This is a genomic window from Agromyces sp. NPDC055658 (assembly GCF_053618155.1).
The window spans coordinates 1-21,563 of sequence record NZ_JBSHHD010000014.1; the positions used below are offsets into that span (position 1 = coordinate 1).

Below are 21,563 nucleotides of genomic sequence, written 5' to 3' on the forward strand. Positions count from 1 at the left end.
GGTCGCGGGCGGGGCATCCGGTCACGACCCGCGTGGGAGCACGCGGGTCGCAACGGTGCGCACCCCTCGCGGCCGCCTGTGCAGTGGCGGCCGATCGGCTGCGAGGGGTGACGATCGAGCGCGTGGGTGCCTCGGGCCGAGGCACCCACGATCGAGCGGCTCAGCGAGCCGAGTACTCGAGACCGTGCGCCAGGGCCACCGGCTCGTTGGTGAGCTTGCCTGCGGTGGCGTTGAGGCCCTTGGCGAGCGCCGGGTCGGCGTCGAGGGCCGCCTCCCAGCCGAGGTCGGCGATCTTCAGCGCGTACGGGAGCGTCGCATTGATGAGCGCGGGCGCCGAGGTCGCCGGCACCGCACCGGGCATGTTCGCGACGCAGTAGTAGATCGCGTCGTGCACCTTGAAGGTCGGCTCGGCGTGCGTGGTCGGGCGCGAGCCCTCGAAGCAGCCGCCCTGGTCGATCGCGATGTCGACGAGCACCGCGCCCGGCTTCATCGTGGCGACCATCTCGTCGGTGACGACCTTCGGCGCGGCCGCACCCGGGATGAGCACGGCGCCGACGACGAGGTCGGCGGTCTTCAGCGCGCGGGCGATCTCGTACGACGACGAGGACATCGTCTTGATGCGGCCGTGGTAGCGGCCGTCGATCTCGCGCAGCTTCGGCAGCGAGATGTCGAACACGGTGACGTCGGCGCCGAGGCCGAGCGCGGTCGCCGCAGCCTGCTCGCCCGCGACGCCGCCGCCGATGACGACGACGTTGGCGGGGGCGGTGCCGGGCACGCCCGCGAGCAGCACGCCGCGGCCGCCCTTGGAGGCGTGCAGCTCGGCGGCGCCGACCTGCGGGGCGAGCCGGCCGGCGACCTCGCTCATGGGGGTGAGCAGCGGCAGCGAGCGGTCGGCGAGCTGCACGGTCTCGTAGGCGATCGCGGTGACGCCCGAGTCGAGGATGGCCTTCGTCAGCGGCAGGTCGGCCGCGAGGTGGAGGTAGGTGAAGAGCGTGAGGTCGTCGCGGAGGTAGCCGTACTCGCTCGCGATCGGCTCCTTGACCTTCAGCACGAGCTCGGCCGACCACGCCTCGGCGGCGGTGGCGACGATCGAGGCACCGGCCTCGGTGTACTCGGCGTCGGTGTAGCCCGCGCCGAGGCCGGCGCCGGCCTCGATCGCGACCGAGTGCCCGCGCTGCGTGAGCGCGTGCACGCCGGCGGGGTTCATCGCGACGCGGAATTCGTTGTTCTTGATCTCAGCAGGCACGCCGATGCGCATGTTGGCTCCGAATGGTGTGTGGGGTGTTCCTCATATCATCGCCGGTTGTTCGTCGTCGAGAAAGAACCACCGTGGAAAATTCGGTATCATCGACCAATCCTGTTCGTTCGTTCGAAAGGTGGTCGCATGATGACCGATGCACCGCAGATCAGCGCCCCGGGGTCCGACCCCACGGCGGTCGCACTCGACGCGATCGACCGGCAGATCATCGCGCTCCTCCACGAGAACGCCCGCATCCCGAACGTCGAGCTCGCCCGCGCCGTCGGCGTCTCGCCGTCGACCTGCCTCGCCCGCGTGCGCTCGCTGCGCGAGCGGGGCGTCATCGTGCGCTACACGGCCGAGATCTCCCCGGCCGCGCTCGGCTACCACCTGCAGGCGCTCGTGAGCGTGCGCATCCGACCCGGAGCGAGGCACCTCATGGAGCAGATCTCGGACGACCTGCGACGCGAGCCCGAGGTCGCCCAGCTCTTCTTCCTCGGCGGCACGGAGGACTTCCTCATCCACGTGCGGGTGCGCGACAGCGACCACGTCCGCCAGTTCGTGCTGAAGAACCTCTCGGCGAACCCGGCCGTCGCCCTCACCGAGACGAACCTCGTGTTCGAGCACCACACGGCGATGTCGGCGGGTCTTCGCGCGGTGCTCTGACCCTGGTTCGCGACCTCGCTCCGCGCCTCTTCAACCCTCGGCGGGACCGAGCGGCAGGATCTCACCGAGGTCGAGCCCGTCGGGCGCCTCGAGCTGTGCGTACGTGCAGCTCTCGGGCGTGCGGTCGGTCCGCCACCGGCGGAACTGCGCCGTGTGCCGGAACCGGTCGCCCTCCATGTGGTCGTACGCGACCTCCACGACGCGTTCGGGCCGCAGCGGCACGAACGAGAGGTCCTTGCCGGCGCTCCACCGGCTCACCGCTCCGGGCATGCGGGTCGTCGCATGCGCCTGGGCCTCGGCCCATTCTCCCCACGGGTGGTCGGACAGGTCGGTGGCGACGAGCGGTGCGAGCTCGGCGACGAGCTCGGCGCGACGGGCCATCGAGAACGCGGCCACCACGCCGACGTGGTGCAGCCGCCCGTCGTCGCCGTACAGCCCGAGCAGGAGCGACCCGACGACGTCGCCCGACTTGTGCCACCGGTACCCGGCGACGACGCAGTCGGCCGTGCGCTCGTGCTTGATCTTGAACATCGCGCGCTTGTCGGGCAGGTACGCGCCCTCGAGCGGCTTGGCGACGACCCCGTCGAGCCCGGCACCCTCGAAGCGCGTGAACCAGTCGCGGGCGACGTCGAGGTCGGCCGTCGCCGGCGTCACGAACACGGGGTCGGATGCCTCGGCGAGCGCCTGTTCGAGCCGGCGACGCCGCTCGCCGAACGGCGTGCCGGTCAGGTCGTCGTCGCCGAGCGCGAGCAGGTCGAACGCGACGAACGAGGCCGGGGTCTCCTCCGCCAGCAACTTCACCCGGCTCGCCGCGGGGTGGATGCGCTGCTGCAGCGCGTCGAAGTCGAGCCGGCCGCCCCGCACGAGCACGATCTCGCCGTCGACGACGCACCGGTCGGGGAGCTCGCGCCGCAGCGCCTCGATGAGCTCGGGGAAGTAGCGGGTCATCGGCTTCTCGTTGCGGCTGCCGAGCTCGACCTCGTCGCCGTCCTTGAACACGATCGTGCGGAAGCCGTCCCACTTCGGTTCGACGTGCCCGACATCGGGGATCTCCTTCACCGACTTGGCGAGCATGGGAGCGACGGGCGGCATCACCGGGAGATCCATTCGACCATCCTGCACCCGGCCGCCGACGAGCGGTAGCACGCCCCCACGGCGGGGTCAATCCCTCGCCGTGCCGCGTCGCCGACGCGTAGCGTCGTCAGCGACCGACGGGGACGTCGGCATGAGCGAGTCGACCGCGAGGGAGCTGATATGAGTTCGATCATCGACCGCCCCGTTCATCGTCGTGACCGGGACCCCGACTTCGCGCTGCCGCCGATCGGCCTGTGGTGGCCGATGCTCGAGGGCACGCTCCGACGCGAGATCCTCGAGAACCTCGAGGCTCCGCTGCGTGCCGTCGTCGTCCGCCGCATCTTCGAGCTGTGCGAGCTCGACGTGGGCCCGACGCCGCGCATCGGCGTGCACCTCGACGAGAACCAGCGCGCGTACATCGCCGGCTGGATGCACGCCGTCGACTGGACCTGAGCGCCGTCCGGTGTGCGCAGGGCATCGTCGTGATGCGACGATAGACGGATGCCCTCCGATTCCTACCCGCTCGTCGAGGAGCTCGCGATCGCCCGACTCGTCGGGCCGTTGAGTCTCAGTCGCGGGCGCACGGTCGAGCGCGCGGGCGCGGTCCGGCACCTCGCCTGGGATGCCTCGGGCTTCCGTCTCTCGGCAGCCGTCGACGGCACCGCGACGGCGCCGTACCGGGTGGAGGTCCGCCTCGACCTCGGCGTCCCCGGCCGCACCACGATCCTCTCCGGCACCTGCACCTGCCCGGTCTCGCGCAACTGCAAGCACGTCGCGGCCGTGCTCCTCGCCTCCGGCGAGCGCCATCGCCTCGACGAGGCGCCGCCGGCGCCCGCGTCCCCCGTCGATCCGGCAGAGCCCGAGTGGCGCACGGCGCTCAACGCGCTCACGGCGACCGCGACCGCGACCGACGTCGAGGCCGCGCCGCGGCAGCCGCTCGCGCTGCAGTTCGAGCTCCGCGAACGGATCACCCGCCGCGGGGCGCGCCAGTCGGCACGCGACGAACCCGCGACCAACGAGGAGGCGGTCGAGCGGCTCGCCGTTCGACCGGTGACCCGCGGTGCACGAGGCGGCTGGATCAAGGCGAACCTAACCTGGCAGAACGTCGGCTTCCAGGGGCGGGCGGGCGGATTCGACCCGCGACAGGCACGCTGGTTCGCCGAGTTCTCCATGCTGAAGGGCGCGAGGCACGCCGGGTTCGCCGAGTACGGCTCCGCGTGGATCTCGCTCGACGACTACGAGAGTGCGACCCTGTGGGCGCTGCTGGCCGCCGCCCCGGCCCACGGCATCGAGTTCGTGGGCACCGGGGCGCGCACGGTGATCTCGGTGGCGGCCGCCGCCGACATCGGCCTCGAGGTCCGGCGGGCCGACGCCGAGACGGAGGCGGCGCCGACGGACGACGCCGAAGCTTCGTCCTCGGCGACGAACCGGCTCGAGCCCGTCGCCGAGGCGCCGACCCCGATCGCGCTCGAGCTCGCCTCGAGCGTGACCGTCGACGGGGAACGCCACGCGAGCCGACGCGCTCGGCTGATCGGCGACCACGGCGTCTACGTCTTCGACTTCGCCCGCGGGCGGATCGTGCTCGCCCCGCTCGCCGCGCCGCTCCGTCCCGCCGCGCGGGCGGCGGTCCGGCGACGCGAACCGATCGTCGTGCCGGCCGACGAGGTCGCGACGTTCACCCGCGAGCAGTACCCCGTCCTCGCCCGCTCACTGCGGATCTCGAGCGACGACCCGGCCGTCGACCTTCCCGAGCTGCCGCCCGCGACGCTCGTCGCGGTCCTCGCCCACGAACCGGGCCAGGTGCTCCGCATCGGCTGGGAATGGGAGGCCGACGGCGGCCGCCGGCTGCCGTTCGACGTGCCCGACGCCGAGTTCCACGATCCCGTGCTCGAACGCCGGCCGGCGTTCGAGGCCGCCGGGATCGCCGCCGACGAGCCGGCGGGTGCGCCGCTCCTGCGCGCCGCAGCGCGCGACGGACGCTCCGACCCCGCGCTGCGGCCGACGACCGTGCTGCGCGGCATCGAGGCGGCCGAGTTCTCGACCCGCGTGCTGCCGCGACTGCGCGAGCTCGAACGCCTGCGCATCGACGAGACCGGCGAGGCACCCGAGTACCGCGAGCTGACCGAGGCACCCAGGCTCGCCGTCACCGCGGTCGAGAGCGAACGCACCGACTGGTTCGACCTCGGCGTGATCGTGACCGTCGAGGGCAAGAAGGTGCCGTTCGGCCCGCTGTTCCGTGCCCTGTCCCGCGGGCAGAAGAAGCTGCTCCTCGTCGACCACAGCTACCTCTCGCTCGACCACGAGGTGTTCGCGCCGCTGCGCGAGCTCCTGGAGGAGGCCGGGACCCTCGACGAGTGGGAGACCGGCGAACTCCCCATCCATCGCACCCAGACGGCGCTGTGGTCGGAGTTCGAAGACCTCGCCGACGAGTCCGAAGCCGCGGTGTCCTGGCGCGAGACGGTCGCCGGGCTCCGCTCCCTCGAGCGCATCGACCCGGTGGCACCGCCCGCGGGCCTCGCGCTCGAGCTCCGTCCCTACCAGCTCGAGGGCTACCGCTGGCTCGCCTTCCTGCACCGGCACCGGCTCGGCGGCATCCTCGCCGATGACATGGGGCTCGGCAAGACGGCCCAGACCCTTGCGCTCGTCGCCCACGCCCGCGAGCTGGATGCCTCGGAGCCGCCCTTCCTCGTCGTCGCGCCGACCTCGGTCGTGTCGAACTGGGCCCGCGAGGCATCCCGCTTCGTGCCGGGGTTGAAGGTCGCGACCGTCACCGCGACCCAGGCGGCGAGCCGGGTGCGGCTCGCCGACGCGATCGCGGGCGCCGACCTCGTCGTGACGAGCTACGCCATCCTGCGGCTCGACGCCGAGGCCTTCGCCGAGCCCGAGTGGGCCGGGCTCGTGCTCGATGAGGCCCAGTTCGTGAAGAACGGCAACTCGAAGGCGAACCAGGCGGCCCGGGACATCCGTGCGCCGTTCCGGCTGGCCGTGACCGGAACGCCCGTCGAGAACAACCTCATGGAGCTGTGGGCGCTCATGAAGGTCGTCGCGCCCGGGCTCTTCCCCTCCGCACGGGCCTTCGCCGAACGCTATCGCCGCCCGATCGAGAACGACCGCAACACCGAGCGGCTCGCGACGCTCCGCCGACGCATCCGCCCGCTCGTGCTGCGCCGTACCAAGGAGCTCGTCGCGCCGGAGCTGCCGGAGAAGCAGGAGCAGGTGCTGGCGGTCGCGCTCGACCCCGCGCACCGCCGCATCTACGACACATTCCTGCAGCGCGAGCGGCAGAAGCTGCTCGGCCTCATCGACGATCTCGACCGCAACCGGTTCACGATCTTCCGCTCCCTCACGCTGCTGCGCATGCTGAGCCTCTCGCCGGCGCTCATCGACTCCGAGCAGTACGCCGACGTGCCCTCGGCGAAGCTCGACGCCCTCTTCGAGCAGCTCGACGAGGTCGTCGCCGAAGGCCACCGCGCGCTCGTCTTCAGCCAGTTCACGTCGTTCCTGCAGCTGGCGGCCGCCCGTCTCGAATCGGCGGGGGTGCCCTACGCCTACCTCGACGGCGCGACCCGCCGCCGCAGCGAGGTCATCGACCGGTTCCGCACCGGCGGTTCGCCCGTCTTCCTCATCAGCCTGAAGGCCGGCGGCTTCGGGCTCAACCTGACCGAGGCCGACTACGTGTTCCTGCTCGACCCCTGGTGGAATCCCGCGAGCGAGGCCCAGGCGGTCGACCGGGCGCACCGCATCGGGCAGTCGAAGAACGTCATGGTCTACCGACTCGTGGCCGAGGACACGATCGAGGAGAAGGTCATGGCGCTCAAGGAGAAGAAGGCGGCGCTCGTCTCGTCGGTGATGGACGACGAGGAGTTGTTCGCGACGGCGCTCACCGCCGACGACCTCCGCGGGCTGATCCAGCCCTGAGCAGGGCCGACGAGGTGCCGCCGGGCCGGTGAGGGGGAATCACCGGCCCGGCCGTCGACAGCCCACGCGGGTAGGGTCGCGAGCCCATCGACGGCGTACACCTGAAGGCACACGCGTCGCAAAGGCGAGGAAGGAGCACATACCCCCGAGCTTCTCCCCCGTCGCTCTCCGCGCACGCAGTAACGAGGAGGCGATGAACCCGAATCATCGCCGCCGCTACGTCGCGGAGTCCTTCGACTCTATCGGGTGTCGTCCCCCGGTCAGGGGGACGACACGTGCCGAACGTCCCGAATTGGACGATTCGGCTCGAGCACGCGTGGTGCCCCTGGAGGGACTCGAACCCCCAACCTGCTCCTTAGGACGGAGTTGCTCTTCCATTGAGCTACAGAGGCTGACCGGAAGAGTCTAGCCGCTCCGCTACCGTGGAACGCGGCGCACGCGGGTGCGCCATGGAGCGGCTCGTCCGCGAGCGACGGAAGGCGGGCATCATGGCCGACGGCACCACGAGGTTCTGGGTCGGCGCCTCGACGCTCGGAGCCCTCGGCTCCGCCGCGACGGGCGTGCGATCGCTCGACGTCGACACCGAGGGCCGCGCCGTGCTCGGCGACCCCGTCGAGGTCGGCGAGAACCCGATGTTCCTCGCGATCTCGCCGGCGAACGGCGTGCTCGCCATCGCGCACGAGCTCACCGACGGGCGTATCTCGACCTGGACCCTCGAGGGCGACGGGCTCGCCGCGTTCGGCCGTGCCGGCTCCGCGTCGGGCGATCCCTGTCACGTCGCCTTCGACGAGTCGGGCGAACTCGCGTTCGCCGCGAACTACTCGGGCGGCCGGCTCACGGTGCACCACATCGCACCGGATGCCTCGGGCGACGCCGTGCTCGAGGCCGAGTTCGCCGGCACCGGTCCCGACCGAGCGCGCCAGGAGTCGTCGCACCCGCACCAGGCGGTCCTCGACTCGGCGCGCGACCGGTTGCTCGTGCCCGATCTCGGCGCCGACCGCGTGCGGGTCGTCGGCCTCGCCGCCCTCCCCGAATCGCTCGGGCACGACCCGGCCGCCGACATCGTGATCCACGCCGGCGCCGGGCCCCGCCATCTCGTGGTCAGCGGCGACCTCGCCGTCACCGCGAACGAGCTCGACCGCACCGCGAGCGTCGTCGACCTCGCCGAGGGCCGCGAGCTCGGCTGGTTCCCGATCGGGCCTGAGACGCCTCCGCGCGGCCTCGGCTGCTCTGCGATCCGCCTCACGCGCGGCGGCATCGTGCTCGTCGGCGACCGTGACGCGGACGCGCTGCGCGGCCTGCGGCTCGACCGCGATGCCGCGACGCTCGAGCTCGTCGCGACCGTGCCGACCGGCGGCCGCCACCCGCGCGACCTCGAGCTGACGCGCGACGAGCGATTCGCGCTCATCGCCGACCAGGGTTCCGACTCGATCGCGATCGTCGCGCTCGACGGGGAAGGCGTGCCGGTCGAGGTCGTCGGCACCGTGTCGACGCCGGCGCCGGCCTGCCTCGCACGGGTGCCGTAGGGGTCTCGATACGCGTCGACTCCGTCGGCGCTACTCGACCGACGGAACCCACCGGGTCGGCTCCGTCGGCGCTGCTCGACCGCCGGATCAGCCCGTCAGACCGGCGGGTACAGGTACAGCGCATCGCCGGCGGGGATCGTGCGCCGGTGGTACGAGTGGTCGGAGTTCTGGTTGTACTCCTCGATGTTCACCGAACCGTCGGCGTTGATCGACTGCACGTAGGCGACGTGGTTGTAGGGGAACCACGCGACCGCGCCGACGACCGGCGTCGACGAGGTCGGCCAGCCGTGGGCGACCCATTCGTCGGCCCACGCATAGGCGCTGCCGGAGGCCAGGTTCGACCAGTCCCACTTCCACGGGGCGCTCGTCACCCCGGCATCGCGGTTGAGTCGCCACGCCACGAAGTCGACGCACTCCCGGTAGTAGTAGCGCAGCGGCGACAGCCCCCCACCGTAGTCGTCGGGCAGCTGGTCCCACCAGGGGTAGTCGTCGCCCTGGGCCTGCACGGCCGGCTTGGCGTACGCGCCGTTGCCCCGTGACGCGAGTTCGGCCGCCCAGGCTCGCCGTTCGGCCTCCTCGGCCGCGAGCCGGGCCTCCTCGATCTCGGCCTTCGTCGTCACCGCGTAGCCGTCGACCGTGATCGGGGCATCGCTCGCCATTGCGCCGACGCTGAGCCCCTGCGCCTCGGCGACCGACTTGCTGAAGGCTCCGGATGCCTCGAACTCGGTGCCGTTCGGCACCATCGCGTAGGCCGGCAGCGCGACCGTGCCGACGATCGCGGGCACGATGACGATCGTCGAGAGCACCCGCAACCGGCGGTCCCGCGAACGGGCCGTCGCGCTCGGTACGGGCGCCTGGCGCGGGGACGGAACGCGCCGTGCCGTCCGATGCGTCGACCGGGCCTCGGCAGCACGACGACCGTGCTCGGGTTCTCGGGGGCGGCTCCGCACCCGACCTACCCTAGGGCACCTCGCGACGCTTTGTCACGATCGACCCGCGCCGGCTCCCCCGCGTGTCCCGAACCGGTGGACGGACGTCAGGCGGCGGCCGCGAGGAACTCGCTCCACTGCGGCAGCGGGCGCTCGACGCCCCGTACGACCCAGGTGCGTCCGTGCGGCATCTTGGGGGTGAAGCGCAACTCCCACCCCATCTCCGCCGGAGTGCGATCGCTCTTCACGTTGTTGCACCGCAGGCAGCATGCCACGAGGTTCTCCCACGTGTCGCGCCCGCCGCGCGAACGTGGAAGCACGTGGTCGATCGTCGCCGCGCTGCGTCCGCAATAGGCGCAGCGGTGATCGTCGCGTCGGAGCACGCCGCGTCGGGTCACCGGAATACGGTGCGCTCGTGGCGCCCTGACGTAGCGCGTGAGCAGGATCACGCTGGGTCGCTGCCAGCTTCCGCTCGCCGCGCACACCGGATTGCCCTCCTCGTGCACGAGGACCGTGGCCTTCTGGTTCATGACGAGCAGGAGCGCCCGCTTGAACGAGACGACGGCGAGCGGTTCATATCCGGCGTTGAGCACGAGAGTGCGCATGGGGGGCCTTTCGTTCGGTGCTGGATGGCTTCCAGCCGCGTGGACGGTTCGGCGACCCGGTGTCGGCCGTCCTGGCCGAACCGGCAGGGCGTGCAGCGCCGAGCCCCGGAGAACGCGAAACGGGCACCGCCATGAAGACAGTGCCCGTCGAAGTGCTCGCCCGGATGATGCTCGGCTGACTGCTCGGCCGATGGTCGAAATGCGCGCGCGCATCCGTGGAATGGATGCTGCGCCAGCCCGCCATCGCCCTCCCCCTGCTCGGATTCTGGGATCGTCAGGGCTTCAGGGTAGAACACGAACGGCGCGCCGGATACTCCCGGCGCGCCGTTCGTCGCGTGCGAGTCACGCGGTGTTCATGTTCAGATGCCGATTCGGACGATGTAGTAGTCGCTCGTCCAGATCGGCTGCACGCGCACCGAGGCCCCCTCGTACGGCGCGTGCAGGATCATGCCGTTGCCGGCGTAGAAGCCGTCGTGGCCGTCCATGATGACGAGGTCGCCCGGCTGCGCGTCGGCCTCCGAGATGACCGTGCCCATGGCGCCCTGGCCGGACGACGAGTGCGGCATGCTGACGCCGAACTGCGCGTAGACGTACATGACGAAACCGGAGCAGTCGAAGCCGGCGGGCGTCGCGCCGCCGTAGACGTAGGGCACGCCGACGTACTGCGTCGCGACGTCGTAGACGCTCGCGAGGTCGAAGTCGGGGTAGGGCGGGTTCGCGAGGAGCTCCGAAGCGCTCGGCCCGTCGTACGACGCGGCGTACGAGGCCATCGCGTTCTCGGCGGCGATGCGAGCGGCCTCGGCCTCGGCCGCAGCGCGTTCGGCGGCGCGGATCGATTCACCGGTGACCGTCTTGTACCCGTCCTCCGTGACGGGGGCGGCGATCACGTCGTCGGTCACCTCGACGGTCTGGGCCTGCGCCTTCGAGAGCTTCGTCGCATCGGTCTCGCCGAACTGCGGACCGATGCTGCCCGGGGCGATGGCGTAGGCGGGAATCGCGAGCGTGCCGACGATGCCGGCGGCGACGGTCATCACCATGATGTTCGCGAGACCGCCGCGCCGGAACCGGCGGGTCGACGGCAGCGGCTTCGTTGCGACAGCCTTCGCGAGATCGGGAGTGGGGGGATTCTGGGGCGCCTTCGAGGCGATGATCGCCTTCGTCGCGGCCCCGCGGGTGCGGCTCTTCGAGAGCCGACGCCGTGAGAGTCGAGCCAAAACGTGTACCTCCGTCGCCCCGCGACACCTGGATGCCGCTCCACCTGTTGCGCACGCGGCGCTTCACGGGTACCGGATCGAGCAGTGGAACGCGGGAGGCGTCTCGACCCTGGTCCACCGGCGGGCTTCTCGCCAGCAGACTCGTACGAGGGTACGCGAGTGCCGCCCGAATGTCACATTCTGATCACGGCGCGGCGCAGATCACCCGATCAGCGGCCAGAATGCGCCATCACTCGGCGATGAAGATGTGGCTCGCGACCTCGGTCGGGAGCTCGAGGCCGCCGCCCGCTCCGTCGACGCGTACGAGCACGTAGCCCCCGGCACGACTGAAGGTCGCCACGGCGCCGGGGACGATCCCGGCCTGCTTCAGCTGGCCGAGCAGCTCGGGGTCGAACTGCACGGGCTCGCCGAGGCGGCGCACCGTGCCGCGCACCGGTTCGTCGCGATCGGCGACGAGCTCGACCACGTTGACGACGCCGGCGAGGAAGGGATCGGCGGGTGCGAGCCCGAGTTCCTCGAGGCCGGGGATGGGGTTGCCGTAGGGCGACTCCTTCGGACTGCCGAGGATCTCGATGATGCGTCGCTCGACCTGCTCGCTCATCACATGCTCCCAACGGCATGCCTCGTCGTGCACGTACTCCCATTCAAGCCCGATCACATCGGCGAGCAGGCGTTCGGCGAGCCGGTGCTTGCGCATGACGTGCACGGCCTTCGAACGCCCGGTCTCGGTGAGCTCGAGGTGGCGGTCGCCGGTCACGACGACGAGTCCGTCGCGCTCCATGCGCGCGACCGTCTGCGAGACGGTGGGACCGGAGTGACCGAGACGCTCGGAGATGCGCGCGCGCAGGGGGACGATGTTCTCTTCTTCGAGGTCGAGGATCGTGCGCAGGTACATCTCGGTGGTGTCGATCAGATCGGTCACGCGTGTCCTCCCATTGCGTCGCAGCCCGTCATCCAGCCTAGTGGCCGCCGCCCGCTCGCTAGACTCGTCGCATGCCGAGCCTCGTGATCCCCGCTTCCCTGCTGCCCGCCGACGGACGCTTCGGCTGCGGCCCGTCGAAGGTGCGTCCCGAGCAGCTCGCGCACCTGGCCGAGTTCGGCCCGGCGATCCTCGGCACGTCCCACCGCCAGGCGCCGGTCAAGGACCTCGTGGGCCGCGTGCGCACCGGCCTCGCGGAGCTCTTCTCGCTGCCCGACGGCTACGAGGTGGTGCTCGGCAACGGCGGCTCGACCGCGTTCTGGGACGCGGCGTCGGCGTCGCTCATCGACCGTCGCGCGCAGCTCGCCTCGTTCGGCGAGTTCGGCGCGAAGTTCGCGAAGGCCGCCGGTGCCCCGTGGCTCGAGGCACCCGATGTGCGCACCGCAGCTCCGGGCGCGAGTGCGCGGCCCGAGGCTGTTGCCGGCATCGACGTGTACGCGTGGCCGCAGAACGAGACGTCGACGGGCGTGCAGGCCCCCGTCGCCAGGGTCGCGGGCGACGACGGCGCACTGACCGTGATCGACGCGACGAGCGCAGCCGGCGGCGCCGCCGTCGACGCACGCGAGTTCGACGTGTACTACTTCGCGCCCCAGAAGAACTTCGCGGCCGACGGCGGCCTCTGGTTCGCGATCCTCTCCCCCGCGGCGATCGAGCGCATCGAGCGCATCGCCGCGACCGACCGGTACATCCCCGAGTTCCTCTCGCTGAAGAACGCGGTCGACAACTCCCGGCTGAACCAGACGCTCAACACCCCGGCCCTCGCGACGCTCCTCCTCATGGAGAACCAGATCGACTGGATCAACGCCTCCGGCGGCCTCGCCTGGGCCGACGCGCGTACGCGCGAGTCGTCCTCGCTGCTCTACAGCTGGGCCGAGGCGAGCGACGTCGCGACGCCCTTCGTCGCCGACCCCGCCGACCGCTCGCAGGTCGTCGTCACCATCGACTTCGACGAGCGCGTCGACGCCTCGGCGATCTCGAGGACGCTCCGCGAGAACGGCATCGTCGACACCGAGCCCTACCGCAAGCTCGGTCGCAACCAGCTGCGCATCGCGACGTTCACGGCGATCGAACCCGCCGACGTGCGAGCGCTCATCGCCTCGATCGACCACGTGCTCGAGCGGATCGGCTGACCCGATGCGGCTCTGGCTGAGCGAGAGCGAGCGCAGGCCCGATCCGGCGCCGGCCCGGGCCGACGCGCGCAAGGCACTCGTCGCCGGAACGATCGGCTGGATCGCCCTGCTCGGCGCGTGCCTCGCGTTCGGCGACTGGTTCGAGGCGTCGGGCCTCGGCTGGCTCACCGCGGCGTCCGTCGTCGGGGTCGCGCTCGGCCTCATCGGCCTCGGCGTCGTGCAGACGATGCGCCGACGCGCACGTCAGTCGCCGGCGGGCGTCTCCGACTCGGGCGCCTGAGCGGCGTCCACCTCGGGCGATGGGTCGTCCCCATCGACCTGGCCGGCATCGTCGTCGTGGTCGCCCTCGTCGTCGTCTCCGTCGTCGAGCGCGTCGATGTCGATCCCGTCGAAGTCGTCGTCGGCCTCGAGCCCCTCGTCGAGCCCGTCGTCCTCGTCGTCCTCGTCGTGATCGTCGCCTTCGCCGTCGTCGAGACCCTCGTCGTCGTCGATCTCGTCATCGGCGGAGGTCTCGTCGTACTCGTCGTCGTCCGCCCCGGCGGCCTCGGCGGCCGCAGCTGCCTGGACGGCCCGGTACTCGGCGAGCCGCTCCGACCAGGGCACCCACTCGGGCGCGAGCAGCGCGTGCTCCCCCGGCATGAGTTCGGTCTCGAGCACCGTCGGCTCGGCGTCGTCGACCCTCGCGATCGTGACGCTCCAGTGCCAGCCCGGATAGCCGGCGAGGTCGGCGGCGAACTGCAGGGTGAGCACGTGCTCGCCCTCGGCGATGTGCCCGACGACCGAGCCCACGGTCTCGGGCGCCGTCACCTCGAGCAGGGCGCGCTGGGCGAGCGAGGCCGAGGCGAGCAGCACCTCGTCCGCGACGAGGGCCGGCGCCGCGTCGTGTTCGGTCGTCGTCTCGGCGACGACGTCGTCCGTCGCCGTCGCGGGGACGACCTCGTCGTCCGCCGTGTCGGGTTCGCGCGGCTCAGGCATCCAGCTCGTCAGCCACCTTGCGCAGCAGCGCCGCGATCTGACGGCCCCGCGCCTTGTCGGGGTAGCGGCCGCGACGGAGGTCGCTGCCGGCGGCGTCGAGCCACTTCACGAGGTCCTCGACGATGACGGCCATGTCGTCGGCCGAGCGCCGGTTCATCTTCGCGAGGCTCGGCGGCGTCTCGATGACGCGCACCGAGAGCGCCTGCGGCCCGCGGCGCCCGTCGGCGATGCCGAACTCGACCTTCGATCCCGCACGCACGGTCGCGCCGGCGGGAAGAGCGGAAGCGTGGAGGAAGACCTCCTGGCCGTCATCTGAGCTGATGAAGCCGAACCCCTTCTCCTCGTCGTAGAACTTGACCTTGCCGGTGGGCATCGCAGAACCTCGCTTATACGTCGCACGGCGCGCCGAGAGCAACGCGCCGTTCAACCTCCAGTCTAGAGTCCCGGCGACCCACGCGCCGCCCCGCTGCCCTATCCTTGACGAGTGAGCGATTCCGGCCCTATCACCGAACATCGCGCCGAACGCGTCCTCGCCGTGATGTTCGCGGCGATCATCGGCTGCTCGATCGTCGCGTTCTTCGCCGTCATCATCGGCAGCGCCGCGGGCGCCGCTGCGAACGACGGCTTCAGCCAGGGCATCTGGCCGTTCGTCATCATGTTCCCGTGGTTCGGCCTGCCGATCGCCTTCGTGCTCCTCATCACGCTGCTGATCGTCAACGCGGTACGCCGTTCGCGCGAGACGCGGGCCGGATCGAGCTGAGCGGAGACGATGCTCGAACTCGCCGGACGACTTCGCGAACTGCCACGGGACGACCTCGCCGCAGCGCTCCGGTCGCGCGAGTTCGACGCCACCGGGGTCAACGACCTGTTCGACCTCGCCGAGTCGCTCCTCGCACCCGACTCGGTCGACCGCGCGATCGCGCGACTCGACCGGCCCCGCCTCGCCGTGCTCGTGGCGGCGGCCGACCCGGCCTCGACGGTCGACGGCGTGCGGCGGACCCTCGCCGAACTCGGCGCGCCGGCATCGATGGTGGATGCCTCGGCGACGCTCATCGATCGCCTGGCCGAGTCGCTCCTCGTGGTGCGCGGCGACCAGCACCTGCACGTGCCCGCCGGCGTCGCCTCCCGGCTCCTCCCGCGACTGGGCGTCGACTTGCCGACGCTCGCCGAGCTCGCGGCGCCCGCTCCGCCCGTGCTCGTGGGCGACGACCCCGTCGACCGCTCCCTGCTCGAGCGCCACTCGTCGGACGCCGCGTACGCGACGGTCGCGGCGACCGCCGAGCTGCTCGCCGCGCTCGGTGCGCAACCGGCCCGCGAACTCGCGAAAGGCGGGCTCGCCCTGCCCGACTCGAAGCGGCTCGCCGAGGCGAGCGGCACGCCCCTCGAGGCGCTGCCCGGCCTGTTCCACCGGGCCGACGAAGCCGGCCTCGTCGTGCGCGACGGGGCGTACTGGCTCGAGTCCGATCGTGGCGCGGCTTGGTCGATGGAGTCGGCGCGCGGCCGCTGGATCGTGCTCGCGGGGTGCTGGCGCGATCGCATCCCCGAGACGCTGCGGGAGCTCGTCGCGCGGCGAAGCGACACGCTCACCTCGGGGGCGCTCCGCGACGACGTTCGCTGGCTCTACCCCGCCGGCGGCGCCTGGCTCGACGACGGGCTGCAGCGCCTGCTCGGCGAGGCCGAGGCGCTCGGGCTCGCCGTCTCCGGCGAGCCGGTCGAAGCGGGCCGTCTCGTGCTCGCCGGCGAACTCGAGCGGGCCGCCGACCTCGTCGCCGCCCACTTCCCCGCCCAGGTCGATCACGTCTACCTGCAGCACGACCTCTCGATCGTCGCGCCCGGGCCGCTCGAGCCCGAGCTCGACGCGCGACTCCGCGGCATCGCCGACGTCGAGGCCCGCGACCTCGCATCGACGTATCGCGTGAGCGCGGCATCCGTGAACCGCGCGCGCGCCGCGGGCGAGCGCGCCGATTCGATCCTCGAGTTCCTGTCGTCGATCTCGCTGACCGGAATCCCGCAGCCGCTCGCGTACCTCGTCTCCGAGGCCGCCGAACGTTTCGGCGCCGTCAGGGTCACGGCCGCGGCCGAGTCGGAGGCACCCGCACAGGCCTCCATCCGATCCGACGACGCCGAGCTCGTCGGCACGCTGGCCGTCGACCAGGCGCTCGCCTCGCTCGCGCTGCGCCGCGCCGGCCCGCACCGGCTGCTCACCCGGTTCACGCCCGACGTGGTGTTCTGGGCGCTCTCCGACGCCAAGTACCCGGTCGCCGCGGAGAACGCCGACGGCGAGATCGTGCGCCTCCAGCGGCACCGGCTCGCGCCGGCCCCGGTCGTCGCTCCTCGCGCCGACCCCGTCGCCGCGCTCCTCGACCGCCTCGAGGCGACGCAGGGCGGCGACGGCACCGAGCAGGCCTGGCTCGCCCGCCAGCTCGAGGCGGCCGCCCGCTCGAAAGAGAGCCTCACCGTGACCGTCCGCATGCCCGGCGGCGACACGGCCGACTACCTGCTCGCGCCCGCGAGCGTGGCGAACGGGCGGCTGCGCGCGCGCGACCACAAGGCCGACATCGAACGCACGCTGCCGCTGTCGGCCATCGCCGCCGTCGCGCCGGCGCCCGCGGCGACGCCGGAGGGGTAGCCGGCAGCGCGACCGCGACCCACGCGACCGGGACGAGCACGAGGCATCCGCGCCGGCCGGGCGCCCACGAACCGGGCGTAGACTGGACGGTCATGTCGGACGGCCCACTCATCGTTCAGAGCGACCGCACGGTCCTCCTCGAAGTCGCGCACCCCCTCGCGGAGGACGCGCGGCACGATCTCGCCGTGTTCGCCGAGCTCGAACGCGCGCCCGAGCACGTCCACACCTACCGCATCACGCGCCTCGGTCTCTGGAACGCCAGGGCCGCGGGCCACGACGCCGACGACATGCTCGCGACGCTCGAGCGGTACGCGAAGTTCCCGGTGCCCCAGACGGTCGCGGTCGACCTCCGAGAGACCGTCGGCCGATACGGCCGGCTCGTCATCGACCGCACCGACGACGGCGCGCTCCGCCTTCAGAGCACCGACCTCGCTGTGCTCACCGAGGTCGTCGGCGCGAAGAAGATCGCTCCGCTCGTCGGCGACCGCATCGACGAGCGGAGCTTCCTCGTCGCGCCCTGGGCGCGCGGGCAGCTCAAGCAGGAGCTCGTGAAGCTCGGCTGGCCCGCCGAGGACCTCGCCGGCTACACGCCCGGCACCCCGCACGAGATGGGCCTCGTCGAGAACGGCTGGCACCTGCGCGACTACCAGCAGAAGGCGGTCGACAACTTCTTCGACGGCGGCTCGGGCGTGGTCGTGCTGCCGTGCGGCGCCGGCAAGACCCTCGTCGGCGCGGGCGCGATGGCGACCGCGAAGACCACGACGCTCATCCTCGTGACGAACACGGTGAGCGCCCGCCAGTGGCGCGACGAGCTGTTGAAGCGCACGACCCTCACCGCCGACGAGATCGGCGAGTACTCGGGTCAGGTGAAGGAGGTCAAGCCCGTCACGATCGCGACCTACCAGATCCTCACCGCGAAGCGGAAGGGCGAGTACGCGCACCTGTCGCTGCTCGACGCGCTCGACTGGGGCCTCATCGTCTACGACGAGGTGCACCTGCTGCCCGCACCCGTGTTCAAGCTCACCGCCGAGCTGCAGGCTCGCCGCCGGCTCGGGCTCACGGCGACCCTCGTGCGCGAGGACGGCCGCGAGGGCGACGTGTTCAGCCTCATCGGGCCGAAGCGCTTCGACGCCCCGTGGAAGGAGATCGAGGCGCAGGGCTTCATCTCGCCCGCGGCCTGCTACGAGGTGCGCATCGACCTGCCGCAGTCCGAACGGCTCGCATACGCGGCATCCGCCGACGACGAGCGCTATCGGCTCGCCGCGACCGCCCCCGCGAAGCTCGGCGTCGTGAAAGAGCTCGTCGCCCGCCACGCGGGCGAGCGCATCCTCGTGATCGGCCAGTACCTCGACCAGATCGACGAGCTCGCCGAAGTGCTCGGCGCCCCGCAGCTGACCGGCTCGACGCCCGTCGACGAGCGCGAGCGCCTGTACCAGGAGTTCCGCGAGGGCACGACACCGGTCCTGGTGGTGTCGAAGGTCGCGAACTTCTCGGTCGACCTGCCCGAGGCGACCGTCGCGATCCAGGTGTCGGGCTCCTACGGCTCGCGCCAGGAGGAGGCGCAGCGGCTCGGCCGCCTGCTGCGCCCGAAGGAGTCGGGCCTCAGCGCCAACTTCTACACGCTCGTCGCCCGCGACACCGTCGACCAGGACTTCGCGCAGAACCGGCAGCGGTTCCTCGCCGAGCAGGGCTACAGCTACACGATCCTCGACGCGCACGCGCTCGAGGCCGCCTGATCGTCCGAGCGGCCCGAGACCCGACAGCGGTCAGCGTGCGCGCTCGTAGCGCAGCAGCAGCAGGTCGCCCGCCGGGATGGCGTGCACGAGACGCATCGGGCGGTCGAGCTCGGGCGCGCCGCGCACGATGCGCCCGGCATCGCCGGCGACGATCGTCGGACTGAGGCTCAGGCACAGCTCGTCGACGCGGTCGGCCTCGAGGAGCGAGCCGAAGAGGTGCGGCCCGCCCTCGCAGAGGACCTGCGGCACTCCCGCGGCGGCGAACGCGTCGACGGCGGCGCCGAGGTCGACCGCGACGTCACCGCACACGAACACGTCGGCGACCGCGGCGAGCGCCTTCCGCCGCTCAGGGTCCGACGCGGCGTGCGTCACGACGATCGGGCGGGTGGTCGCCTCGGCGAAGAAGGGATGCTGCGGCTGAAGCTCGAGCGCCGACGACACGACCGCGAGGCGGGGCTGGTCGGCGAGGCCGTGCTCGCGTCGCCAGGCCACGTTCTCGGGACGCAGCCGCACCCCGCCGTAACCTTCGACCCGCACGGTGCCCGCCCCGACGAGGACGAGATCGGCGAGGGTGCGCATGACGCCCATCGCGAGCCGGTCGGAGGCGTCGCCGAGTCCCCCCGACCGCCCCTCGATCGTGACGGCACCGTCGAGGCTCGACACGAAGTTCATCCGCACGCGCGGGGTCGTCCGGTCGGCGAAGGCGTAGGCCTCGACCAGCCGCTCGCGGTCGACTCGCGGCGCCTCGGCCTGCTCGGGGGCGTCGCCCGGTGTCTCGGTCATGGCTCCTCGTTCGGCCCGTCGACCATGTTGTGCTTGAGGTACGCGGGCTCGCGCCATCCCATGATCGCCTCGACCATCCGGGCCGCGTCGACCGACTCGGGCACGTTGTGCATGCGCAGGATGCGTGCGCCCTGCGCCGCGCAGAAGACCGCCGCGGCGATCGACCCGGCGAGGCGCTCACCGCGGGGGCGGTCGAGGCTCTCACCGATGAAGTCCTTGTTCGACACCGCAGCGACGAGCGGGAAGCCGAGCCTCGTGAACTCGCCGAACCTGCGAGTGAGCTCGAGCGTCTGCAGCGTGTTCTTGTTGAGGTCGTGCCCCGGGTCGAGCACGATGCGCTCCTCGGGCACGCCGCGCGAGACGGCGAGCGCGACGCGCTCCTCGAGGAACGCGCTGATCTCGCCCACGACGTCGTCGTACTGCGGCTTCGGGAACCACTGACGGGGCTCCGCTCGGCTGTGCGTGATGACGAGCGTCGCGTCGGAGCCGGCCACCACCTCGGCGAGCGCCGCGTCGTGCACCCCGGTCGTGTCGTTGATCACGTCGGCGCCCGCGGCGATCGCCGCCGCCGCGACCTCGGCGTGGAACGTGTCGACCGACAGCGCGGCCCCCGCCCCGGCGAGCGCCGCGACCACCGGCACGACGCGATCGATCTCCTCGGCGATCGGGATCGCGGGTCCAGGCCCGAACCTCGCTCCGCCGACGTCGATCCAGGACGCGCCCGCCTCGATCGCGCGGCGCCCGGCCTCGACCGCGGCATCGAGGCCGAAGGTCGCGCCGCGGTCGTAGAACGAGTCGGGGGTGCGGTTGACGACCGCCATCACGGCGATCTCACGACGGAAGTCGACCTCGCGGCCGGCGATCACGCGCACCGGCCGGGCGAGGTTCGGCTCGACCCAGCCCGCAGGCTCCGCCGTCACGCGGATGCCTCGGCGACGAGCCGCTCGAGCGGCACCGACGCATCGGCGAGCCGGGCCGGGTCGATGCGGGCACCCGATCGGATGAGCTGCTGGACCTGGTCGTTGACGTCCCAGACGTTCACGTTCATGCCCGCGACGACGCGGCCCTCCCGCTGCCAGAACGCGAGGAACTCGCGCGCGGCCCGGTCGCCGCGGAAGACCGGGTCGATGCCGTCGGCGAGCGTGCCGTAGCCCGAGTACTCCATGCCGAGATCGTACTGGTCGGTGTAGAAGTACGGGATCTCGGCGTACTCGACGCCCTCACCGGCGAGCGAGCGACCGGCGGCTCGCCCGGCGTTCTCGGCATTGGCCCAGTGCTCGACGCGCAGGTGGGACTGGAGCACCGGGTGGTAGACGCTCGCGACGTCGCCGACGGCGTACACGTCGTCGGCGCTCGTGCGGAACGAGGCGTCCGTCACGATGCCGCCCCGCACCTCGAGTCCGGCCGCCTCGGCGAGGCCGGTCTCGGGCACGGCGCCGATGCCGACGAGCACGAGATCGGCGGGCACGGTCTCACCGGTGTCGAGCTCGACCCCGGTCACGCGTCCGCCCTCGCCGCGGATGCCGGCGACGCCGGTCGACATGCGCAGGTCGACGCCGTTCGCCCGGTGCAGTTCGGCGAACACCTCGCCGACCGCGCTGCCGACGGCCGCAGCGAGCGGCACCGCCTCGGGCGCGATGACCGTCACCTCGTCGGCGTACCCGCGCGCCGCCGCCGTGGCCTCGAGGCCGATCCAGCCGGCGCCGATCGCCACCATCCGCCGGCCGCCGACCGCGAGCGCGGACCGGAGCGCCTCGGAGTCGGCGAACGTGCGCAGCACGTGCACGCCCGCGAGCTCGCCCTCCGGAGCACGCCATCGCCTGGCGCTCGCCCCCGTCGCGAGAAGCAGGCGCCCGTAGTCGAGCGTGCGGCCGTCGGCCAGCCGGAGCCGGTGCGCGGCGGGGTCGAGCCCGGTCGCGCGCACGCCGCGCAGCACCTCGACGCGCTCGTCGGCGTACCAGTCGGCCGGGAACACGTCGACGACGTCGCGTTCGGCCGCACCGGTCAGGAACTCCTTCGACAGCGGCGGCCGGATGTACGGCATCGCGTCTTCGCCGGCGACGATCGTGATCGGGCCCGTGTGCCCGGCCTGCCTCGCGCCCTCGGCTGCTCGGGCGCCCGCCAGCCCGCCGCCGACGACCAGGAGCCGTTCGTCACCCATC

General features: G+C 72.1%; 20 protein-coding genes and 1 tRNA gene. 9 read left to right on the forward strand and 12 right to left on the reverse strand.

What is annotated here, in order from left to right:
- Nucleotides 1-160 precede the first annotated feature (160 nt).
- A complete protein-coding gene (gene ald / locus ACWGPE_RS08450; RefSeq protein ID WP_231430280.1) occupies nucleotides 161-1,258 on the reverse strand; it encodes an alanine dehydrogenase in 1,098 nt (365 codons plus the stop codon).
- 126 nt (nucleotides 1,259-1,384) lie between these two features.
- Between ald and ACWGPE_RS08455 the strand changes: the two genes are divergently transcribed.
- Nucleotides 1,385-1,903 (forward strand): Lrp/AsnC family transcriptional regulator, encoded by a 519-nt coding sequence (locus ACWGPE_RS08455; protein ID WP_231430279.1) that lies wholly within the window; start codon nucleotides 1,385-1,387, stop codon nucleotides 1,901-1,903.
- A gap of 30 nt (nucleotides 1,904-1,933) precedes the next feature.
- Here the strand turns inward: ACWGPE_RS08455 and ACWGPE_RS08460 are convergent, their stop codons facing one another.
- Nucleotides 1,934-3,010, reverse strand: coding sequence for an ATP-dependent DNA ligase (locus tag ACWGPE_RS08460; RefSeq protein ID WP_275505556.1), 1,077 nt, complete (start codon nucleotides 3,008-3,010; stop codon nucleotides 1,934-1,936).
- Nucleotides 3,011-3,157: 147 nt separating this feature from the next.
- On the opposite strand from ACWGPE_RS08460, the gene ACWGPE_RS08465 reads away from it, so the two are divergent.
- Together ACWGPE_RS08465 and ACWGPE_RS08470 are read left to right on the forward strand one after the other, a co-directional pair.
- Nucleotides 3,158-3,430 carry a hypothetical protein gene (locus ACWGPE_RS08465; protein WP_376931318.1) on the forward strand — a complete coding sequence of 91 codons (273 nt, stop codon included), beginning with the start codon at nucleotides 3,158-3,160 and terminating at the stop codon, nucleotides 3,428-3,430.
- Nucleotides 3,431-3,478: 48 nt separating this feature from the next.
- Entirely contained in the window at nucleotides 3,479-6,895 is a 3,417-nt protein-coding gene (locus ACWGPE_RS08470) for a DEAD/DEAH box helicase (protein WP_452048497.1), read from the forward strand.
- Nucleotides 6,896-7,212: 317 nt separating this feature from the next.
- On the opposite strand, the gene ACWGPE_RS08475 is transcribed toward ACWGPE_RS08470, so the two are convergent.
- Nucleotides 7,213-7,287: transfer RNA gene (locus ACWGPE_RS08475), tRNA-Arg, on the reverse strand.
- A gap of 96 nt (nucleotides 7,288-7,383) precedes the next feature.
- Between ACWGPE_RS08475 and ACWGPE_RS08480 the strand changes: the two genes are divergently transcribed.
- Nucleotides 7,384-8,421: a lactonase family protein gene (locus tag ACWGPE_RS08480; RefSeq protein WP_452048498.1), complete on the forward strand. Its 1,038-nt coding sequence runs from the start codon at nucleotides 7,384-7,386 to the stop codon at nucleotides 8,419-8,421.
- Nucleotides 8,422-8,516: 95 nt separating this feature from the next.
- Here ACWGPE_RS08480 and ACWGPE_RS08485 read toward each other — a convergent pair whose 3' ends face one another.
- From ACWGPE_RS08485 to ACWGPE_RS08500, 4 genes are all read right to left on the reverse strand, one after another.
- Nucleotides 8,517-9,206 carry a CHAP domain-containing protein gene (locus tag ACWGPE_RS08485; RefSeq protein ID WP_231430274.1) on the reverse strand — a complete coding sequence of 230 codons (690 nt, stop codon included), beginning with the start codon at nucleotides 9,204-9,206 and terminating at the stop codon, nucleotides 8,517-8,519.
- A 251-nt stretch (nucleotides 9,207-9,457) separates the two neighbouring features.
- Nucleotides 9,458-9,955, reverse strand: coding sequence for an HNH endonuclease (locus tag ACWGPE_RS08490; protein WP_231430273.1), 498 nt, complete (start codon nucleotides 9,953-9,955; stop codon nucleotides 9,458-9,460).
- 359 nt (nucleotides 9,956-10,314) lie between these two features.
- Complete coding sequence (locus ACWGPE_RS08495; RefSeq protein ID WP_275505553.1) at nucleotides 10,315-11,169, reverse strand: C40 family peptidase; 855 nt, start codon at nucleotides 11,167-11,169, stop codon at nucleotides 10,315-10,317.
- Between the two features lie 229 nt (nucleotides 11,170-11,398).
- Complete coding sequence (locus ACWGPE_RS08500) at nucleotides 11,399-12,091, reverse strand: metal-dependent transcriptional regulator (RefSeq protein ID WP_275505552.1); 693 nt, start codon at nucleotides 12,089-12,091, stop codon at nucleotides 11,399-11,401.
- Nucleotides 12,092-12,162: 71 nt separating this feature from the next.
- Here ACWGPE_RS08500 and serC point away from each other — a divergent pair, with 71 nt between their 5' ends.
- Nucleotides 12,163-13,278: a phosphoserine transaminase gene (serC, locus tag ACWGPE_RS08505; RefSeq protein WP_231430270.1), complete on the forward strand. Its 1,116-nt coding sequence runs from the start codon at nucleotides 12,163-12,165 to the stop codon at nucleotides 13,276-13,278.
- Nucleotides 13,279-13,282: 4 nt separating this feature from the next.
- The gene (locus ACWGPE_RS08510; RefSeq protein WP_275505551.1) at nucleotides 13,283-13,558 is read left to right on the forward strand and encodes a DUF2530 domain-containing protein; all 276 of its coding nucleotides are present in this window, start codon (nucleotides 13,283-13,285) and stop codon (nucleotides 13,556-13,558) included.
- Here ACWGPE_RS08510 and ACWGPE_RS08515 read toward each other — a convergent pair.
- Together ACWGPE_RS08515 and ACWGPE_RS08520 are read right to left on the reverse strand one after the other, a co-directional pair.
- Nucleotides 13,522-14,253, reverse strand: coding sequence for a DUF3027 domain-containing protein (locus ACWGPE_RS08515; protein WP_231430268.1), 732 nt, complete (start codon nucleotides 14,251-14,253; stop codon nucleotides 13,522-13,524). The two genes, ACWGPE_RS08510 and ACWGPE_RS08515, sit on opposite strands and share 37 nt — an antisense overlap.
- Nucleotides 14,246-14,626: a cold-shock protein gene (locus ACWGPE_RS08520; protein ID WP_231430267.1), complete on the reverse strand. Its 381-nt coding sequence runs from the start codon at nucleotides 14,624-14,626 to the stop codon at nucleotides 14,246-14,248. Before ACWGPE_RS08520 ends, ACWGPE_RS08515 begins: the two co-directional genes overlap by 8 nt.
- Nucleotides 14,627-14,737: 111 nt before the next feature.
- Here ACWGPE_RS08520 and ACWGPE_RS08525 point away from each other — a divergent pair, with 111 nt between their 5' ends.
- From ACWGPE_RS08525 to ACWGPE_RS08535, 3 genes are all read left to right on the forward strand, one after another.
- Nucleotides 14,738-15,013 (forward strand): multidrug ABC transporter ATPase, encoded by a 276-nt coding sequence (locus tag ACWGPE_RS08525; protein WP_231430266.1) that lies wholly within the window; start codon nucleotides 14,738-14,740, stop codon nucleotides 15,011-15,013.
- A 9-nt stretch (nucleotides 15,014-15,022) separates the two neighbouring features.
- A complete protein-coding gene (locus tag ACWGPE_RS08530; RefSeq protein ID WP_452048499.1) occupies nucleotides 15,023-16,882 on the forward strand; it encodes a helicase-associated domain-containing protein in 1,860 nt (619 codons plus the stop codon).
- A 92-nt stretch (nucleotides 16,883-16,974) separates the two neighbouring features.
- Nucleotides 16,975-18,618, forward strand: a complete 1,644-nt coding sequence (locus tag ACWGPE_RS08535; protein WP_452048500.1) for a DNA repair helicase XPB — start codon at nucleotides 16,975-16,977, stop codon at nucleotides 18,616-18,618.
- 30 nt (nucleotides 18,619-18,648) lie between these two features.
- On the opposite strand, the gene ACWGPE_RS08540 is transcribed toward ACWGPE_RS08535, so the two are convergent.
- Genes ACWGPE_RS08540 through ACWGPE_RS08550 form a run of 3 tightly spaced genes read right to left on the reverse strand, consistent with a single transcriptional unit; the run spans nucleotide 18,649 to nucleotide 21,562 of the window.
- Entirely contained in the window at nucleotides 18,649-19,401 is a 753-nt protein-coding gene (locus tag ACWGPE_RS08540) for a pyrimidine reductase family protein (RefSeq protein ID WP_452048501.1), read from the reverse strand.
- Complete coding sequence (gene folP / locus ACWGPE_RS08545; RefSeq protein WP_374201101.1) at nucleotides 19,398-20,321, reverse strand: dihydropteroate synthase; 924 nt, start codon at nucleotides 20,319-20,321, stop codon at nucleotides 19,398-19,400. The genes ACWGPE_RS08540 and folP overlap by 4 nt, the downstream gene beginning before the upstream one ends.
- Nucleotides 20,318-21,562, reverse strand: a complete 1,245-nt coding sequence (locus ACWGPE_RS08550) for an NAD(P)/FAD-dependent oxidoreductase (protein ID WP_231430262.1) — start codon at nucleotides 21,560-21,562, stop codon at nucleotides 20,318-20,320. Before ACWGPE_RS08550 ends, folP begins: the two co-directional genes overlap by 4 nt.
- Between the last annotated feature and the right edge of the window lies 1 nt (nucleotide 21,563).

Coding starts and splice junctions, on each gene's coding strand:
- ACWGPE_RS08535 (WP_452048500.1), top strand. CDS start 16,975: ATGTCGGACGGCCCACTCATCGTTCAGAGCGACCGCACGGTCCTCCTC.
- ACWGPE_RS08460 (WP_275505556.1), bottom strand. CDS start 3,010: ATGGATCTCCCGGTGATGCCGCCCGTCGCTCCCATGCTCGCCAAGTCG.
- ACWGPE_RS08490 (WP_231430273.1), bottom strand. CDS start 9,955: ATGCGCACTCTCGTGCTCAACGCCGGATATGAACCGCTCGCCGTCGTC.
- ACWGPE_RS08480 (WP_452048498.1), top strand. CDS start 7,384: ATGGCCGACGGCACCACGAGGTTCTGGGTCGGCGCCTCGACGCTCGGA.
- ald (WP_231430280.1), bottom strand. CDS start 1,258: ATGCGCATCGGCGTGCCTGCTGAGATCAAGAACAACGAATTCCGCGTC.
- ACWGPE_RS08530 (WP_452048499.1), top strand. CDS start 15,023: ATGCTCGAACTCGCCGGACGACTTCGCGAACTGCCACGGGACGACCTC.
- ACWGPE_RS08520 (WP_231430267.1), bottom strand. CDS start 14,626: ATGCCCACCGGCAAGGTCAAGTTCTACGACGAGGAGAAGGGGTTCGGC.
- ACWGPE_RS08540 (WP_452048501.1), bottom strand. CDS start 19,401: ATGACCGAGACACCGGGCGACGCCCCCGAGCAGGCCGAGGCGCCGCGA.
- ACWGPE_RS08470 (WP_452048497.1), top strand. CDS start 3,479: ATGCCCTCCGATTCCTACCCGCTCGTCGAGGAGCTCGCGATCGCCCGA.
- ACWGPE_RS08515 (WP_231430268.1), bottom strand. CDS start 14,253: ATGCCTGAGCCGCGCGAACCCGACACGGCGGACGACGAGGTCGTCCCC.
- ACWGPE_RS08465 (WP_376931318.1), top strand. CDS start 3,158: ATGAGTTCGATCATCGACCGCCCCGTTCATCGTCGTGACCGGGACCCC.
- serC (WP_231430270.1), top strand. CDS start 12,163: ATGCCGAGCCTCGTGATCCCCGCTTCCCTGCTGCCCGCCGACGGACGC.
- ACWGPE_RS08455 (WP_231430279.1), top strand. CDS start 1,385: ATGATGACCGATGCACCGCAGATCAGCGCCCCGGGGTCCGACCCCACG.
- ACWGPE_RS08550 (WP_231430262.1), bottom strand. CDS start 21,562: ATGGGTGACGAACGGCTCCTGGTCGTCGGCGGCGGGCTGGCGGGCGCC.
- ACWGPE_RS08510 (WP_275505551.1), top strand. CDS start 13,283: ATGCGGCTCTGGCTGAGCGAGAGCGAGCGCAGGCCCGATCCGGCGCCG.